The sequence below is a fragment of the Neorhizobium sp. NCHU2750 genome (assembly GCF_003597675.1).
GTDB lineage: Bacteria > Pseudomonadota > Alphaproteobacteria > Rhizobiales > Rhizobiaceae > Neorhizobium.
The window spans coordinates 1,306,559-1,324,221 of sequence record NZ_CP030827.1; the positions used below are offsets into that span (position 1 = coordinate 1,306,559).

Consider the following 17,663-nt stretch of genomic DNA (forward strand, 5'->3'; position numbering starts at 1 on the left):
GTCCTCCTATCTATGCGGCCCCTTATCCACAGCGTCCTTGTGCCAGTTTATAGCCGTTTCTCATTTCATGACAGAAAGCTGCACCGCCGATTGTTAAATCCTTTACCCTATTTGTTGGTTGCGTCTTAACCATTGATCGCGCTTGGCGCAGTCTGCCGTCATGACAAGGCGATTTCGAAATTATCTATTGATTCTAGCGGTTTCTATGGTGCTGTGGGCAGCTATCATTGGCGCTTTCCTGTGGCTTTTTTGATATAAAGCATGAGTTGAAGACCCTCTCTTTTGAGGGCGAATGGCCAGCAGCGCTCAATGAGAAGGGTTGAGACATGTGTAAGCCTTGCGCAACCTTGGTCTGCGACAGGTGAAGCGTTTCTTGGCCGTCGAAGCGGAGCCGGGTATGGGGGATCGTAAGCGCTGGACTGTGGATCTCTCGGTTGTGGATCCAACCTGGGCCAATTGGGAGGCCCCTGTTATTTTGAGACGCGGCACGCTCCGTCAGGAGATTATCGAAAATCCCGCTGAAGCGCTGGCCTTCTTACATCATTGCTGGCCCTCGATCCGAACTGTGCAAGCGGAGGAGGCCATCAGGCTTTGCTCGCAGGTTCTACGAAGACGGGTGCCGACGGAAAGCGCGCGATTGGCCTTTGTCGCCGCCGTCGCCGAAGCTAAGATTTTGCAGTGACACGGTCAGCGTCTACGAGCACTTGTTCCCGGTCGATAAGGCCGAATGCCCCCTGATTGCGACAAAGTAAACTGACCATTGTCGATTGATGATGGCATAAAGGGAGTACTGCTTGGTCGCTGAGCTGTTTCAAGGCTCCCGTTGGATAACGCGGCCCATCACGACCCCGGCCGTCATGCTAACAAGGATGAACGCCTTCTTCTCTCAGTATGTCTAAATAATGTACAAAAATAATAAATATCATAAAATATATGTCGTATGGAGATTTTGTATGTTAAGTTGTAATTTTATAATATGTAAAATATTGACATTATAAATGTATTGGTTTGTATATTTTTTTTGAATATTGTATGCGTGTGTTTCGTTTGTTGTTGTTTGAATTGTGGATTCTGTCGCTGACCGCGTTTCGGATGTGAAGCCTGCACGCGCTATTTTATGCCTTAAACAGAAAGACTAATGTCCTGTAGGATGGTGGTGGTGATTGAACGCCGGTACTTAAGTAGGGTCTACATACTGACGTTCTGGCTCATTCTGCTTGTTATCATCTTTTCAACAGCCTCTCCAATCGCCTTGCGCCCACCGGTGATGATAACCGTTAATCTGGATCGTGGACTGGCATTCGCTGGCCTATCAATGTTTGCCATGCTTGCTTATCCCAAACGCGTCGCCACAACTCTCTTTGCTTCAATTGCTCTGCCTTCTGTGATCGAAGCCAGTCAGTTTCTCTCAGCCACGCGTCACCCACACCTTCTTGATGTCTATGTGAAGTCAATCGGGGCAGCCTTGGGATGTCTTTTTGCCTATGTGGTGCTGGCAATTTCCAAGCAGATATCGTTGCGTGGCGCAAAGCCGTAGCCACTATCTAAAGGTAGCGGTCGACCCACTATTTGTTGTGCTCGGAGGCGAATCCGAAGGCGAAATCGAGGGGGCAGCTTTTGTTCTTATGATAGGCCGGTGCCGATATCGGGCCCCATAAATGGGCTCCCATATAATCAGGCGCTTGATTTAAGATCTGCCAATAATGGTTGCGATCGAAATGGGGGCGTAGTTAGGGCTGTCAGGCATTCTTCACCAGTCGACTTCCTCGTGTCGAAATTCACTCCACTCCGCCTCCGACAGATGCAAAGGATGCGCACGCGGGAACTGCAAAGATGCCTGCAGTCAAACTGACCAGCGTGGCATCGGCGTTGATATCCCTGATTAGCGAAAACGTATAAGAACCACTCGTGAACGCACTCAGGATGATCGTGTCGAGAAAGAAGATAACCAGAGCCAGCCGACAAAAGAACGCGACGTTGCTCAGTCGGCGCAATTTTACCGCAAAGGCGAGCAGTTTCAATGTCTTGGGTATTGAGTCCTGATATGGTTGATGTAGTAAGTGCCAGGAGAGCGTGCTAGGATCAGACCATCAACCGTGGATTTCGGGACCTCAGAAAACATCCTTTTGCTTCCGTCAATTAAGGAAATACGCAGCATGCGACGCTGCTCGTTATATTCCACGGTCTCGATTAGTTGAGATTTGAGCCTGACCAGCATTTAGATATCCCACCATCCAGAACTGACGAAGTTGACAATGCATGTTAGTCCAATCTAATTCAATTTATAAGTTTGTCTCGGTTGGAAAAAATATTAACAATCGCCCTTTGGAATACCTATGGGGTCACTACAGTGACCCGCCAGACAGCAGAATATCAGGCCTCTTGGCCTGTTTGGAGGCGTTCAGGGTGGCTAATACCTGCGGTGTTCAGGCCTAGAGTGAACTGTCGCGCCGGTCGGATGGCTGGCTCATCGATTGATCGTTTTTCCGGCCGAACATGAATATCTGAATGCGGCCGGCTGCTATCCGGTCTGACGTTGGTAAGCTCTATTGGCCGACTGCTACGAGCGGCTGTATTGCCTGCTGTTGAAGCTGTGAACAGAGTAAACATGCATAAATTGCCATACATATTACGTTTGAAACCTGTAAATCCGGTCGGTTGTCAACTTTGATGAATTTTCTCGAACGTCGGGTCGGATGTGCCGCTGGCACTGCATCACCGAATTTGTTCCAAACGCGATCATTGCAGGGCATGCGGTTGAGGCACACATCACGCGTTTGCTGCCATCATTGACTTAGTTGCGAGCGTCGATTGCTTGGCCTGGAAGAATACATTGTATGAGGACGCCATCTTCTATGTGTTAAGGTCTCGGTCGAGCTGAAATGGCGACGCTGATGGCCGAAAGATATACGTCCTAGTGGTTGATGTGGTATTGTAGTAATTTATTCGCGATGATACGTTGGCATTTCATCAACGTTGCGTGAGCCTTATGAAACATTACTGCGGTTTATTCCGTATTCCTTGCGCTCTTCTTCGGATGTTGGCGATATCGATCGCTGTTGGAGCAATTTCGTTTCTATATGGACATAGTATCTTAAGCAGCGTTTTGATGTCCGCGGCTTCGCTCGCTCTTATGCAAGTTGGCTATTTCGGCGCAGTTGTCGTTATGGTTCTGAGAGAAAGGAAGCGCGAGCGCAATTAGCAACGCAATCGGCCCAACAAGCCAAAAGAGGCTCGGGACGATCGTACCGTTGATCGCTCCGTATCCCGCTGTATCACTATGTGCCTTGCGCGGGAAGGGGATGTCCTGGAACGAGAGGACATGAGCGAACTCTCTTAATGGCCCTATCGCATGCGCATCTTGGGCCAGCGGACGATCTGCGTCGGCTCAGGCAAGGGACAAGCCGATCCGGAGTGGGCCTCTATGACTTTTCGTTCTCGTTAGCCATCTATGCCGTAGGCGACAGGCAGTCGCACTGCGGTGCTCGGGTACGATATCCTCACAGCCTGCGTCTTCCACGACCAAGTTTTGCCGGGGAATTACCCCCTAACCGGCACTGGGATGAATGGCGGTCGTGGGATTCTATCCGTTCAATCCCAAAGGGCGTATCGCCATTCCGGTAATGTCCTCTCATTCGGGGCCCAATATACGTGGAGAATGGGATACCTCGCTGGAAGTCCTCGCGGCGACCATAAGCTCTGAATTCTCAGGCGCAGTGTTGCGCCTGAGATCGTATTCGTGGTCCATCATTTCTTGGTCAATGATGCAGTCGTCGTGTCCTGTCCTGCCCGATAACTGTAGGCGGCCCCTTTTCCGTCCGTGACAAGGCTCACGCGGCCTAATCCCTCCGCACCGACATTCATAGTGATGGTCTTGCCGGACAGCTTCGCATTGCTGACCATCACGGGAGAGCCGCGAAAACGGTAGGTCGGCGTACCGCTCGGCGGAACGACGATGACGATTTCGCCACCTCTTGCTGTCTTGCCGGTATAAGTACCCGCGAGTTCCCCAAACTCGGCGGCAAATGAAGCGGCTGACGAGAACGCGATCGCAAGTGAAATCATAATAATTCGCTGAAGCATATGCCCTCCTAGACATTGGAACACGATATAGAAGGATGCTGCATCATGGATGGTCTTCACCCAAACGGGTGGTGGCTGGAAATATTCGTAAACGCCCCCCCAACATCAATGGCAAATCTAACCCGATGAGTATGTGATTAAGGAAGCTTTGGTCGTCGTCTACGCCCCTTTGATCGTGGCCTCCTTGAGTGTTTGGCACTGTCAAAATAGCGTTTCAGATATTCCTCTAGCCTGCCCTTGTTCCGTAGGCCGACTTGCCTCTTCCAGTGGTGGAGAGGGATGGACGGACGAGCTCGACGAAGTTTGTAGCTTTATCGGCTTGGTCACTTTCGAAGTAAGAGGTGGCTGGGGAAATCTGGACAGCGGGGATAAGTGGAATTTCTGCCTGAGTTCGGCATAGATGCCGTTAACAGGCGATACCATGACAAGACGACCGCGCCGGAACCATAGCCCGGCTTTCAAGGCGAAAGTTGCGCTTGCCGCCATCCGAGGCGAGCAGACGCTTGTGGAATTGTCGCAGCAATTCGACGTGCATGCCAATCAGATCAAACAGTGGAAAGATCAACTGCTTGAAGGGGCGACGGGCGTTTTCGGCGATGAAACGAAGACGGAACCGGCTGGTCCAACTGTGGACGTCAAAACGCTGCATGCCAAAATCGGAGAGTTGACGCTGGAGAACGATTTTTTAGCCGGAGCGCTCGGCAAGGCGGGATTGCTGGGCGGAAAGAAATGATCGACCGCGAGCATAAGTTATCCGTGGTGCGCCAGGCGAAGCTTCTCGGCTTCAGCCGTGGCAGTGTCTATTATCTGCCTCGTGCAGTGCCTGACGCCGATCTTGCCGTAATGCGCCGGATCGATGAACTGCATCTCGAATACCCGTTCGCTGGAAGTCGGATGTTGCAGGGGCTTTTGAACGGCGAAGGGATCAAGGTCGGGCGGTTGCACGTCGCCACGCTGATGAAAAAGATGGGCATTGAGGCGATCTATCGCCGCCCGAACACATCCAAACCAGCGCCGGGTCACAAAATCTATCCCTACCTTCTGCGAAATCTCGAGGTCACCCGGCCCAACCAGGTCTGGACAATGGACCTGACCTACATCCCCATGGCTCGCGGCTTCGTCTATCTCTGCACCGTCGTGGACTGGTTCAGCCGGAAGGTCCTGTCATGGCGGCTGTCGATCACGATGGAAGCAGCCTTTTGCATCGAAGCCGTCGAAGAGGCACTTGCCCGTTATGGCAAGCCCGATATCTTCAACACGGACCAGGGCTCACAGTTCACCTCGACTGACTTCATAGCGGTGCTGAAGAAAGCGGAGATTGCTATCTCGATGGATGGCAAAGGCGCGTGGCGCGACAACGTCTTCGTTGAACGGCTCTGGCGGTCGATCAAATACGAGGAAGTCTACCTCCATGCTTACAGGACCGTGTCCGAAGCCCGTGGGAGCGTCGGCCGATATCTGACCTTTTACAATAGCCGACGTCCACATTCATCGCTTGACCGGAAGACCCCGGATCAGGCCTACTTCAACGCGCTGCCACCGATGATGGTGGCAGCATAATCGAGGCGGAAATCCACTTAGCGAAACGCCCGAAACTGTTCAGACAAACCGAGCCACCTCTGTACTAGTGGCCTGCGGCGCTGGGCTCTTCTTGGGCGGAGAAGATGCGTGAGCAGTCGGAGGCTCTTCGTTCAAAATGAATCTCGCAAAACCTGCCGCCAAACCAATGAATGTAGCAAGGATGCCGGCCCAGCTGCCGCGAACTCCCCCGTGGTGAGAGCATGCGCCGCGATACCCTATCGAAAGAGAATGCCATCCGTCTCGACAGGTTGGTGGCCCAAAGAGCCAACCTAGCAAAAATAACGAGACGAAGAAGGCGAGTAGCCCGACAACGAAAGGGTTACGAAAAAAATACACTCATTGATCCCCCAGATCAGGGGAAGATCATTGAATCAATTTATGCGGGAGTCCAGTCAGTCATTCTCGTTCAGCCGAGATCCGGACCGGGGCGAGAGATCGAATCAGCATCGGCAAACAGTCCTGTCTGCGGCTGGCAAATGGGTGACGTGGCTTCGGTCAGCCAAGACAGGTGGCCGCACGACGCTGCCTTATTGGTCAATTGGCCGACTTTATCTTCCTGACCGGCTCATCTCGGCGGGCCTCCATGCCTGGCGGCTGATTTTTCAGATGTTCTGCAAGTGCCTGGCGGCTGTCCCGCACTGCATCCTTTTGCAGTTTGAGTACAAGCATCTTGCGCAATTTCCTTTGTCTAAGCAGGCTTTCCAAAACGCAGACCTCAAAAAATACCCATGGCGGGATGGTCGGGAATATGGTGGCGCAGGATTTTCCCCGTCTTGGCCAACTGCTTATGGTGCTGTGCGTTATCTCAGCGTCACACGTGCTGTGCACAAGGCTTGCGTAATGGAGGTGGGAAGGCCTGGGGGTACTGGGGTAAGCCTTCCCACCTCGCTGGCGTCCTCTCCAGCAAGGCGACAACTATGCAGGATATGGAATGGCAGCAAACGAAGAATTGTAAGGAATTGTTTCTGCTGCGTCGCAGTCGCTCATCGCATTGATAGGATGCGAAGCGGGCGGAGTGCCTGAAAAAATGGTCCGCCCGCTCCAATTGCACCTTGCTTGGGACGGCGGGTGCAATTTCAAGGAGACGATGGGCGCCCCCTCAGCCGGGATGGATGCAACTTGACTGGGATTCAAAAGCCCCTCGGGTGGTTCCGAGGGGCCAAGGCGGGACTTTCGACTGGAGGTCTGAAATCCCTGGCAATTTCTAGAGCATGCCTTTTATCCGCCGTCTAAAAACAAGTTTGTGATTTTATGCCGCCGCGTGGCGCTGTCACTTCGAAAATTCTCTGCCAGCTGCACGCACGGCGAGTAAAGCCGGCCGGTTTGTGTTTTTCCCGATAATTTTCACGGCCAAAAGAAAATCGACGGTGGCGCGCGAAAATTTGGCCAAAAAAAATCGAAAATCGAGCGCTCCGGGAGAGGAAATGGACCCGCGGGGCCTGTCTCCCATAAATCCAGCCGTTTCGGTGGGGTTTGAACGGGCGAGGGGAGTGACGAGTCCGTCGCGATAGACTCAATCGCCGTGGCAGGCAGAGTGCTCGGGAACAATGCAAATCGACAACGCGGAACATCCGCGCATTAAATTCTCTAAACTGGCATGCTTGGGAAAAAATGGTGGGCGATGAGAGACTCGAACTCCCGACATCCTCGGTGTAAACGAGGCGCTCTACCAACTGAGCTAATCGCCCTTCGCGAGACCGGGTCATGCCCGCCGCGTCGGTGGCCGTGATCTATGCGGATCGTGAGGAAACCGCAAGAGCCTTCGTGATGTTTTTTTGAAATTTTCGTGGAAAGCCCGCAAAATAAGGTGGTGACGGTGGAAAGCTGAAAACCGTCATTCTTTTGTCTTGATACCTGCTTGACACCCGAACGCGAACCTCATAGACAGCCGCCAACCGAGCGATCGAGGTCGCCCGGCCAAGAGGTTTCCCTTCACCGAAGGGGTATCGCTTGAAGAAAGTGCGGGTGTAGCTCAGTCGGTTAGAGTGCCGGCCTGTCACGCCGGAGGTCGCGGGTTCGAGCCCCGTCACTCGCGCCATTCTTCTCCTCGAAACTCTTCCTCCGGATTTCCGGAGGATCGCCGAAAGGCAAAAATGCGCGGGTGTAGCTCAGTCGGTTAGAGTGCCGGCCTGTCACGCCGGAGGTCGCGGGTTCGAGCCCCGTCACTCGCGCCATTCTTTTCCATTCATTGATCTGTTTATCGACGATCCGATGGGCCACTTGTGGCCCTTTCGTCGTTTGCTGCTGTGCAGCGTGTTTTGCTGTCCCTTCGAGATGCCGGATTGCCTATGTACGTGATCCGCGGCGGCCATCGTTGGGGTGCTGATGGCGCGTTCCCAATCGCGTGATCGGTCTTACCCTTTCATTATTGTGGCCTAGATTGTCTTTCGTGCCCAGCTGTCTCCGTTTTCCCGTAATGCGGGAGTAGCGGTGTGGCGGCGTCCTGCTTCTCTGCGTCGCTTTGTTGTCTTTACAACTGCGAATGGTGTTTTCGTGTGCCTGGCGATGCGCGCGTTATCGTCGCAGGTGCGCATGGGCCGGAAAAAATTGGCAAAACGCAAATTTGCCCGCAATCCTTGATGTTTTTACTCCTGTTAACAACTTTTTGCGATTGTTTCGCCGTCCTGTCGTGATCGATTTTTGCCTGTTCCCGGCTTTGCGGCGGCCTCTGCGACATTTCGTCGTCTTTCGCACCGCTATGCGTGTGAGGTCGCTTGTTAAAGCACTTGCGTGGGGGGCTCGGCTGCGATAGTCACGGCTTGTTGCAATGCACGTTCGCTTGCCCGCGCATTGGTCAAAAATGCGTCGCTCGGCGCTTCTTGCAGGCAGGGATTGGATATCATGAGTGAACTCCTCGCTTCTTACGTCCCGATCGCGATTTTCATCGGAATCTCCCTGATTATCGGGTTGGCGCTTCTGATCGCGCCTTTCGCTGTCGCCTATAAGGCGCCCGATCCGGAAAAGCTTTCGGCCTTCGAATGCGGATTCAATGCTTTCGATGACGCGCGCATGAAGTTCGATATCCGATTCTATCTTGTGTCGATTCTCTTCATCATCTTCGACCTCGAAGTCGCCTTCCTGTTTCCCTGGGCAGTGTCCTTCGGTGCGATCGGCTGGTTCGGCTTCTGTTCGATGATGGTGTTCCTTGCTGTCCTGACGGTCGGCTTTATCTACGAATGGAAGAAGGGAGCTCTGGAATGGGAGTAGTCGAAAACAGTGGCGCGCGTATGGCGCCGCAGTCCGGCAATGTCCCGGCGGCTCGCGATGATGCCTTCTTCGGCGAAATCAACAATGAGCTCGCCGACAAGGGCTTTCTCGTTACCTCGACCCAGGATCTGATCACCTGGGCGCGCACCGGCTCGCTGATGTGGATGCAGTTCGGTCTGGCCTGTTGCGCCGTCGAAGGCCTGATGCAGGTCTCCGGCCCTCGCTATGATCTTGAGCGCTTCGGTGTCGCCCCGCGTGCCTCTCCGCGCCAGTCGGACGTGCTGATCGTTGCCGGCACGCTCACCAACAAGATGGCGCCGGCGCTGCGCAAGGTCTACGACCAGATGCCTGAGCCGCGCTACGTCATCTCCATGGGCTCCTGTGCCAATGGCGGCGGCTATTACCACTATTCCTATTCGGTCGTGCGCGGCTGTGACCGCGTCGTGCCGGTCGATATCTATGTGCCGGGCTGTCCTCCCACGGCAGAAGCACTGCTTTACGGCGTGCTTCTGCTGCAGAAGAAGATCCGCCGTACCGGCACGATCGAGCGGTAAGGGGAGGGCAAGTCATGTCGATCGAAGCCTTGACCGAACTCTCCGCCTATCTGGCCGAAGCCCGGCCCGGCCTGGTGTCGGGCGCGCAGATTGCCGTTGGCGAACTGACCGTTCAGACCGAGCCGTCTCACATCATCGAACTCCTGACCTTCCTGCGCGACGATCAAAAATGCGGCTTCATCGCCATCACTGATATCTGTGGTGTCGACTGGCCGGCGCGCGAGAAGCGTTTCGATGTCGTCTACCATCTCCTGTCTCCGCGCCAGAACCTGCGCATCCGCGTCAAGCTGGCTGTCGCCGAGGATGAGGCCGTGCCGTCGGCAACCGCCGTCTATCAGGGTGCGGAATGGTACGAGCGTGAGACCTGGGACCTGTTCGGCATCCCGTTCTCCGGCCATCTCGACCTGCGTCGTCTGCTGACGGACTACGGTTTCGAAGGTCATCCGCTGCGCAAGGACTTCCCGACCACGGGCTTCGTCGAGGTTCGCTACGACGACAGCGTCAAGCGCGTCGTCTACGAACCGGTGGCGCTGCGTCAGGAATTTCGTAACTTCGACTTTCTGTCCCCCTGGGAAGGCCCGGAATACGTGCTGCCCGGAGACGAGAAGGCCGAGACCAAGGCGTAAATACCGGCGCGCTCGCGACGGACCATCACATTTCCCGCCGCAGCATTGGCTGTCCGGCATGGAGCAAGCGGTATGACTGAACATAACGTCCGCAATTTTACGATCAATTTCGGCCCCGAGCATCCGTCGGCGCACGGTGTTCTGCGTCTGGTGCTGGAACTGGACGGCGAAATCGTGGAACGCGTCGATCCGCATGTCGGCCTGCTTCACCGCGGCACCGAAAAGCTGATGGAGACCAAGACCTATCTCCAGGCGCTGCCCTATCTCGACCGGCTCGATTACGTCTCGCCGATGAACCAGGAACACGCCTATTCGCTGGCGGTGGAAAAGCTGCTGAAGCTGCAGATCCCGATCCGCGGCCAGTTGATCCGCGTTCTTTATTCCGAAATCGGCCGCATCCTGTCGCATTTGATGAACGTCACCACCCAGGCCATGGACGTCGGTGCCATGACGCCGCCGGTCTGGGGCTTCGAAGAGCGCGAAAAGCTGATGATCTTCTATGAGCGTGCCTCGGGCGCCCGCCTGCACGCCGCCTATTTCCGCCCCGGTGGCGTCCATCAGGACCTGCCGCCGGAACTCGTCGAGGATATCGGCGCCTGGTGCGATCCCTTCCTCAAGGTGCTCGACGACATCGAGGGCCTGCTGACGGAAAACCGCATCTTCAAGCAGCGCAATGTCGATATCGGCGTCATCAAGCTCGAAGACGCCTGGTCCTGGGGCTTCTCGGGTGTTCTCGTGCGTGGCTCGGGCGCTGCATGGGACCTGCGCAAGGCGCAGCCCTACGAATGTTACGCCGACATGGATTTCGACGTCGCGATCGGCAAGAACGGCGACTGTTATGACCGCTACCTGATCCGCATGATCGAGATGCGCCAGTCGGTGCGCATCATGAAGCAATGCGTCGAGCGGCTGCTCGGTGACGCAAAGACCGGCCCGGTCTCGTCCACCGACGGCAAGGTCGTGCCGCCGAAGCGCGCCGAGATGAAGCGCTCGATGGAAGCGCTGATCCATCACTTCAAGCTTTATACCGAGGGCTATCACGTGCCCGCCGGTGAAGCCTATGCCGCCGTCGAGGCGCCGAAGGGCGAATTCGGCGTTTATATCGTCGCTGATGGTTCCAACAAGCCCTATCGCTGCAAGCTGCGCGCGCCGGGCTTTGCCCATCTCCAGGCGATGGATTTCATCTGCAAGGGCCATCAGCTGGCGGATATCACCGCCGTGCTCGGCTCGCTCGATATCGTGTTCGGTGAGGTGGACCGTTGATGCTCCGCTCCGCCAATTCCGCTCTGTCCATGCCCGCCGGTTCGTTCGCGCAGCGAATGAACGGCGTGTTCCAATAAACTGATAAGGCGTGTGAAAGAATGTCCGTTCGTCGACTAGCCGAAGAAGAGTTTCAGCCCGCAAGCTTCGCTTTCAGCGAAGAGAATGCGGCCTGGGCGGAGGCAACGATCAGGAAATATCCGGAAGGCCGGCAGCAATCGGCTGTGATCCCACTTCTCATGCGGGCGCAGGAACAGGATGGCTGGGTCACCCGCGCCACGATCGAGCATGTCGCCGCCAAGCTCGGCATGGCCTATATCCGCGTCATGGAAGTGGCGACCTTCTACACCCAGTTCCAGCTGAAGCCGGTCGGCACCCGCGCCCATATCCAGGTCTGCGGCACCACGCCCTGCATGCTGCGTGGCGCCGAAGAGCTGATCAAGGTCTGTCAGCGCAAGATCCATCACGACCCGCTGGAGCGCAATGCCGAGGGCACGCTCTCCTGGGAAGAGGTCGAGTGTCAGGGCGCCTGCGTCAACGCACCGATGGTGATCATCTTCAAGGATGCCTACGAGGACCTGACCCCGGCACGGCTCGAAGAAATCATCGATGCGTTCGAAGCGGGCAAGGGAGCCGAAGTCAAGGTCGGCCCGCAGATCGAGCGTCACCTGTCGTCGCCGGAAGGCGGCCCGGTCACGCTGAACGACAAGATCACGCCGGTGCGCACCAATCTCGAACCGCAGCCGGAAGCGCAAACCGATGCAGCCCCGGTCCCGCCGGCAGAGGCCGCCAAGCCCAAGGATACCGCACCCGAGACCGACCCGAAGCTGAAGACGCCGGCAACCGCGCCGAAGGCTGCGGCGGAAAATGCCAAGACCGAAGCTCCCAAGCCCGAGCCGGTCAAGCCCGAGGCAGTCAAGCCGGACCCGGTAAAGGCCGCGCCCGAAGCGAAGGCCGAAAAGCCGTCGCTGGAAGACAAGAACCGTCCGAAGGCGATCGACAAGCCGGAAGCCGTGGACGACCTGAAGCTGATCTCCGGGGTCGGCCCCAAGATCGAGAGCATTCTCCACGAACTCGGCATCTTCACCTTCGCGCAGGTTTCGTCGTGGAAGAAGGCCGAGCGCGAATGGGTGGACGGCTACCTGAACTTCAAGGGCCGCATCGAGCGCGACGACTGGATCAAGCAGGCCAAGGCGCTCGCCAAGGGTGGCGAAGCCGAATACTTTAAAGTCTTCGGCAAGAAGCCGCGGTGAGGACTGAGATATGCTAAAAGATCAGGATCGCATCTTCACCAACATCTACGGCCTCAAGGACAAGTCCTTGAAGGGCGCGATGAGCCGTGGTCACTGGGATGGCACCAAGATCATCCTCGAAAAGGGCAGGGACTGGATCATCAACGAGATGAAGGCCTCCGGTCTTCGCGGGCGTGGCGGCGCAGGCTTCCCGACCGGTCTCAAATGGTCCTTCATGCCGAAGGAATCGGATGGCCGTCCGCATTATCTCGTCGTCAATGCCGACGAATCCGAGCCCGGCACCTGCAAGGACCGCGAAATCCTCCGCAACGACCCGCACACCCTGATCGAAGGCTGCCTGATCGCCAGTTTCGCCATGGGCGCCCACAAGGCCTTCATCTATGTGCGCGGCGAATACATGCGCGAACGCGAGGCGCTGCAGGCGGCGATCGACGAATGCTATGACGCCGGCCTTCTCGGCACAAACAACAAGCACGGCTGGGATTTCGACATCGTCGTCCATCACGGCGCCGGCGCCTATATCTGCGGCGAGGAAACGGCACTGCTCGAAAGCCTCGAAGGCAAGAAGGGCCAGCCGCGCATGAAGCCGCCATTCCCGGCGAACATGGGCCTCTATGGCTGCCCGACGACGGTCAACAATGTCGAATCGATCGCAGTCGCCCCGACCATCTTGCGTCGCGGTGCTGCCTGGTTCTCCTCCATCGGCCGCGCCAACAATGTCGGCACCAAGCTGTTCATGATCTCCGGTCACGTCAACACGCCCTGCACCTTCGAGGAGCAGCTCGGCCTGACCTTCCGTGAAATCATCGAGAAGCATGGCGGCGGCATTCGCGGCGGCTGGGACAATCTCTTGGCCGTCATTCCCGGCGGCGCGTCCTGCCCGATCGTCAAGGGTGACGACATGAAGGACGCCATCATGGATTTCGACGGCATGCGCGAGGTGAAATCCTCCTTCGGCACCGGCGGCATGATCGTCATGGACAAGTCGACCGACGTCATCAAGGCGATCTGGCGCATCTCGGCCTTCTTCAAGCACGAAAGCTGCGGCCAGTGCACGCCCTGCCGCGAAGGCACCGGCTGGATGATGCGCGTCATGGAGCGCATGGTCCGCGGCAATGCCCAGAAGCGCGAGATCGACATGCTCTTCCAGGTGACGAAGCAGATCGAGGGGCACACGATCTGTGCGCTCGGTGACGCCGCTTCCTGGCCGGTCCAGGCGCTGATCCGTAACTTCCGCCCCGAGATCGAGGAGCGGATCGACCGCTACACACATAATGCGACGTCTGAGGGCGCCGTCATGGAGGCTGCCGAATAAGCATCCCGCTACCCAGCGGAATTCGGCGGTTGAAATGAACTTTTCCGGGTGAGAACCCGGTCTGAACACAGGACGCAAGTGAAACGATGGCAACAAAGCTGAAGGTTGACGGCAAGGAAATCGAGGTCCCGGACCATTTCACGCTGCTTCAGGCATGCGAGGAAGCGGGTGCCGAAATTCCGCGTTTTTGTTTCCATGAGCGCCTCTCGGTCGCCGGCAATTGCCGCATGTGTCTGATCGAGGTGAAGGGTGGGCCGCCGAAGCCGACCGCCTCCTGCGCCATGGGCGTGCGCGACATCCGCGGGGGCCCGAACGGCGAATTGCCGGAAGTCTTCACCACCACGCCGATGGTCAAGAAGGCCCGCGAAGGCGTGATGGAATTCCTGCTGATCAACCATCCGCTGGATTGCCCGATCTGCGACCAGGGCGGCGAATGCGACCTGCAGGACCAGGCCATGGCCTTCGGCATCGACAGTTCGCGCTATTCGGAAAACAAGCGCGCCGTCGAGGACAAGTATATCGGCCCGCTGGTCAAGACGGTGATGAACCGCTGCATCCACTGCACGCGCTGCGTCCGCTTCACCACTGAAGTCGGCGGCATTTCCGAGCTTGGCCTGATCGGCCGCGGCGAGGATGCCGAGATCACCACCTATCTCGAACAGGCCATGACCTCCGAGCTGCAGGGCAATGTCGTTGACCTCTGCCCGGTCGGCGCACTCACCTCCAAGCCTTTCGCCTTCACCGCCCGTCCCTGGGAACTCGGCAAGACGGAATCGATCGACGTCATGGATGCCGTTGGCTCCGCGATCCGTGTCGATACCCGCGGCCGCGAAGTCATGCGCATCATGCCGCGCGTCAACGACCAGGTGAACGAGGAGTGGATCTCCGACAAGACCCGCTTCATCTGGGATGGCCTGAAGACCCAGCGTCTCGACCGTCCTTACGTCCGCAAGGATGGCCGCCTGCAGCCGGCAAGCTGGGGCGAGGCATTTGCCGCCGTCAAGGCTGCCGTCTCGGCCGCGTCCGGCGACAAGATCGGTGCGATTGCCGGGGATCTGGCATCCGTCGAGGAAATGTATGCGCTGAAACAGCTCCTGACCTCGCTCGGTTCGCAGAACCACGACTGTCGCCAGGACGGGACGGCGCTTGATCCGTCGCTCGGTCGCGCAAGCTACCTCTTCAACCCGACGATCGAGGGTATCGAACAGGCGGGCGCTCTTCTCATCATCGGTGCCAATCCGCGCATCGAGGCAGCCGTTCTCAACGCCCGCATCCGCAAGCGCTTCCGCCGCGGCAACTTCCCGATCGGCGTGATCGGTGAGGCGACCGAACTGCGCTACGCCTATGAATATCTCGGCGCCGGTCCCGAAACGCTCGTCGATCTCGCATCCGGCGTTCTCGGCTTTGCCGAAAAGCTGCGCAATGCCAAGAACCCGATGATCATTGTAGGGCAGGGGGCTCTCACCCGTCCGGATGGCCTGGCCGTGCTTCAGGCTGCAGCCCAGCTCGCCGGTTCGGTCGGCGCGCTGACCGAAGAGTGGAACGGTTTTGCCGTGCTGCATACGGCAGCATCGCGTGTCGGCGGCCTCGATCTCGGCTTCGTCCCCGGTCCGCAGGGCGCCGATGCGGCAACCATGCTGCGCTCGATGGATGTTCTCTTCCTGCTCGGCGCCGACGAGATGAACTTCGCGGCCAAATACGCCAAGACCACCATCTATATCGGCAGCCACGGCGACAATGGCGCGATGAACGCCGATATCATCCTGCCGGGTGCCGCCTATACCGAAAAATCCGGCACCTGGGTCAATACCGAAGGCCGCGTCCAGATGGGCAACCGCGCCGGTTTCGCACCGGGCGAGGCCCGCGAGGAATGGGCGATCCTGCGGGCACTTTCCGATGTGCTCGGCAAGAAGCTGCCCTTCGACAGCCTGCCGGCGCTGCGCGCCAGGCTCTACCAGGATTTCCCGCATTTCGCCGAGGTCGACGAGATCGCGGCAGGATCGGTCAACGATGTCGCGGCGCTTGGCACCAGGGGCGGCGAGATGACGAGGGGCGGTTTCGCTTCGACGATCAAGGATTTCTACCTGACCAACCCGATCGCCCGCGCCTCTGCCGTCATGGCCGATTGCTCGGCATTGGCCCGCAACAACTTCAAGGCTGCGGCGGAGTGATATGAATATGGATGCGTTCTTCTGGACCTACGTTTGGCCGGCGATCATCATGATTGGTGAATCGCTGCTGCTTCTGGTCTGCCTGCTGGTTTTCATCGCCTTCATCCTGCTTGCCGACCGCAAGGTCTGGGCAAACGTGCAGCTTCGGCGCGGCCCGAACGTGGTCGGTCCCTTCGGCCTGTTCCAGTCCTTTGCCGACTTGATGAAGTTCGTCTTCAAGGAACCGGTCATTCCAGCCGGCGCCGACAAGGTGGTCTTCCTGCTGGCCCCGCTCGTCTCGGTGACTTTGGCGCTCGCCACCTGGGCGGTCATCCCGCTCAACGATGGCTGGGTCGTCGCCAATATCAATGTCGGGGTTCTCTATATCTTCGCCATTTCCTCGCTCGAGGTCTATGGCGTGATCATGGCCGGTTGGGCATCGAACTCGAAATACCCGTTCCTCGGAGCGCTCCGCTCGGCAGCGCAGATGGTGTCCTACGAAGTCTCGATCGGCATCGTCATTGTCACCGTGCTTCTCTGTGTCGGATCGCTAAACCTGACGGATATCGTCTATTCGCAGAAGACCGGTCTCGGCACCATGTTCGGCCTGCCGAACTCCTTCCTCGACTGGCACTGGTTGTCGCTCTTCCCGATGTTCGTGATCTTCTTCATCTCGGGCCTTGCCGAAACCAACCGTCCGCCCTTCGATCTTCCGGAAGCCGAATCCGAACTCGTCGCCGGTTACATGGTCGAATACGGTTCCGCCCCGTACATGATGCTGATGCTGTCGGAATATGCGGCGATCATGCTGGTCTGCTCGCTGATGACCATCCTCTTCCTCGGTGGCTGGCTGCCGCCGGTGGATTTCTGGCTGATCAACTGGGTGCCCGGCATCATCTGGTTCGTCATCAAGCTCTGCTTCTGCTTCTTCCTCTTCGCTATGGCGAAGGCGATCGTGCCTCGCTACCGCTATGACCAGTTGATGCGTCTCGGCTGGAAGGTCTTCCTGCCGCTGTCGCTCGTCATTCTGATCATTGTGGCATTCGTACTGAAGCTGACGGGATGGGCAGGATGATCACCATCGTCACAACCGGCTTTACTGGAGAATAACGATGGCTAGTGTGTCCCGCGCCGTCAACTCGCTCTTCCTCAAGGAATTTGTCAGCGCCTTCTTCCTGGCCTGCAAATATCTGTTCTTCCGGCAGAAGGCGACGATCAACTATCCGTTCGAAAAGGGCCCGGTCTCGCCGCGCTTCCGTGGCGAGCATGCGCTGCGCCGTTACCCCAACGGCGAGGAACGCTGCATCGCCTGCAAGCTCTGCGAGGCGATCTGTCCAGCTCAGGCGATCACCATCGAGGCAGGTCCCCGCCGCAATGACGGCACCCGCCGTACGGTGCGTTACGATATCGACATGGTGAAGTGCATTTATTGCGGCTTCTGCCAGGAAGCCTGCCCGGTTGACGCGATCGTCGAGGGGCCGAATTTCGAATTCTCGACGGAAACCCGCGAGGAACTGTACTTCGACAAGGCCAAGCTGCTCGCCAACGGCGATCGCTGGGAGCGGGAAATCGCCCGCAATATCGCGATGGATGCGCCTTATCGCTAAGACGCGTCTTCGCCGGCGGCGCGCTCG

16 protein-coding genes and 3 tRNA genes are annotated in these 17,663 nt (G+C 57.4%); 14 read left to right on the plus strand and 5 right to left on the minus strand.

Annotation, left to right across the window (positions count from 1 at the left end; all coding sequences use genetic code 11):
* Positions 1-373 precede the first annotated feature (373 nt).
* Together NCHU2750_RS06365 and NCHU2750_RS06370 are read left to right on the plus strand one after the other, a co-directional pair.
* Positions 374-682 (plus strand): DUF982 domain-containing protein, encoded by a 309-nt coding sequence (locus tag NCHU2750_RS06365; protein ID WP_162939519.1) that lies wholly within the window; start codon positions 374-376, stop codon positions 680-682.
* 477 nt (positions 683-1,159) lie between these two features.
* Entirely contained in the window at positions 1,160-1,537 is a 378-nt protein-coding gene (locus NCHU2750_RS06370) for a VanZ family protein (RefSeq protein WP_162939520.1), read from the plus strand.
* Positions 1,538-1,778: 241 nt separating this feature from the next.
* Here NCHU2750_RS06370 and NCHU2750_RS06375 read toward each other — a convergent pair whose 3' ends face one another.
* From NCHU2750_RS06375 to NCHU2750_RS06385, 3 genes are all read right to left on the minus strand, one after another.
* On the minus strand, positions 1,779-2,021 hold the full coding sequence (locus NCHU2750_RS06375) for a hypothetical protein (RefSeq protein ID WP_119939688.1): 243 nt from the start codon (positions 2,019-2,021) through the stop codon (positions 1,779-1,781).
* A complete protein-coding gene (locus tag NCHU2750_RS31280) occupies positions 2,018-2,218 on the minus strand; it encodes a KTSC domain-containing protein (RefSeq protein WP_119939689.1) in 201 nt (66 codons plus the stop codon). Before NCHU2750_RS31280 ends, NCHU2750_RS06375 begins: the two co-directional genes overlap by 4 nt.
* A gap of 1,529 nt (positions 2,219-3,747) precedes the next feature.
* A complete protein-coding gene (locus NCHU2750_RS06385) occupies positions 3,748-4,083 on the minus strand; it encodes a hypothetical protein (RefSeq protein WP_162939521.1) in 336 nt (111 codons plus the stop codon).
* Between the two features lie 421 nt (positions 4,084-4,504).
* On the opposite strand from NCHU2750_RS06385, the gene NCHU2750_RS06395 reads away from it, so the two are divergent.
* A protein-coding gene (locus NCHU2750_RS06395) for an IS3 family transposase (protein ID WP_162939522.1) occupies positions 4,505-5,643 on the plus strand; the annotation gives its coding sequence in 2 pieces (ribosomal slippage) (positions 4,505-4,772 and positions 4,772-5,643; 1,140 coding nt in all).
* Positions 5,644-5,682: 39 nt separating this feature from the next.
* Here NCHU2750_RS06395 and NCHU2750_RS31285 read toward each other — a convergent pair.
* A complete protein-coding gene (locus tag NCHU2750_RS31285) occupies positions 5,683-6,000 on the minus strand; it encodes a DUF3761 domain-containing protein (protein WP_502703828.1) in 318 nt (105 codons plus the stop codon).
* Positions 6,001-7,276: 1,276 nt separating this feature from the next.
* A tRNA-Val gene (locus NCHU2750_RS06405) sits at positions 7,277-7,352 on the minus strand.
* A 273-nt stretch (positions 7,353-7,625) separates the two neighbouring features.
* On the opposite strand from NCHU2750_RS06405, the gene NCHU2750_RS06410 reads away from it, so the two are divergent.
* The 11 genes from NCHU2750_RS06410 (at position 7,626) to nuoI (ending at position 17,636) form a co-directional block, all read left to right on the plus strand.
* A tRNA-Asp gene (locus NCHU2750_RS06410) sits at positions 7,626-7,702 on the plus strand.
* 59 nt (positions 7,703-7,761) lie between these two features.
* Positions 7,762-7,838: transfer RNA gene (locus NCHU2750_RS06415), tRNA-Asp, on the plus strand.
* 667 nt (positions 7,839-8,505) lie between these two features.
* Positions 8,506-8,871, plus strand: coding sequence for an NADH-quinone oxidoreductase subunit A (locus NCHU2750_RS06420; protein ID WP_119939692.1), 366 nt, complete (start codon positions 8,506-8,508; stop codon positions 8,869-8,871).
* Complete coding sequence (locus tag NCHU2750_RS06425; protein ID WP_119939693.1) at positions 8,862-9,425, plus strand: NuoB/complex I 20 kDa subunit family protein; 564 nt, start codon at positions 8,862-8,864, stop codon at positions 9,423-9,425. Before NCHU2750_RS06420 ends, NCHU2750_RS06425 begins: the two co-directional genes overlap by 10 nt.
* A gap of 14 nt (positions 9,426-9,439) precedes the next feature.
* Positions 9,440-10,051, plus strand: coding sequence for an NADH-quinone oxidoreductase subunit C (locus tag NCHU2750_RS06430; RefSeq protein ID WP_119939694.1), 612 nt, complete (start codon positions 9,440-9,442; stop codon positions 10,049-10,051).
* Positions 10,052-10,123: 72 nt separating this feature from the next.
* Positions 10,124-11,314: an NADH-quinone oxidoreductase subunit D gene (locus NCHU2750_RS06435; protein WP_119939695.1), complete on the plus strand. Its 1,191-nt coding sequence runs from the start codon at positions 10,124-10,126 to the stop codon at positions 11,312-11,314.
* 98 nt (positions 11,315-11,412) lie between these two features.
* Positions 11,413-12,564, plus strand: coding sequence for an NADH-quinone oxidoreductase subunit E (locus NCHU2750_RS06440; protein WP_119939696.1), 1,152 nt, complete (start codon positions 11,413-11,415; stop codon positions 12,562-12,564).
* 10 nt (positions 12,565-12,574) lie between these two features.
* Entirely contained in the window at positions 12,575-13,879 is a 1,305-nt protein-coding gene (gene nuoF, locus NCHU2750_RS06445) for an NADH-quinone oxidoreductase subunit NuoF (RefSeq protein ID WP_119939697.1), read from the plus strand.
* 86 nt (positions 13,880-13,965) lie between these two features.
* Positions 13,966-16,050, plus strand: coding sequence for an NADH-quinone oxidoreductase subunit NuoG (nuoG, locus tag NCHU2750_RS06450; RefSeq protein WP_119939698.1), 2,085 nt, complete (start codon positions 13,966-13,968; stop codon positions 16,048-16,050).
* 7 nt (positions 16,051-16,057) lie between these two features.
* Complete coding sequence (gene nuoH / locus NCHU2750_RS06455) at positions 16,058-17,104, plus strand: NADH-quinone oxidoreductase subunit NuoH (RefSeq protein ID WP_119943035.1); 1,047 nt, start codon at positions 16,058-16,060, stop codon at positions 17,102-17,104.
* Positions 17,105-17,141: 37 nt separating this feature from the next.
* Positions 17,142-17,636 (plus strand): NADH-quinone oxidoreductase subunit NuoI, encoded by a 495-nt coding sequence (gene nuoI, locus NCHU2750_RS06460; RefSeq protein ID WP_119939699.1) that lies wholly within the window; start codon positions 17,142-17,144, stop codon positions 17,634-17,636.
* The last annotated feature ends 27 nt before the right edge of the window (positions 17,637-17,663 follow it).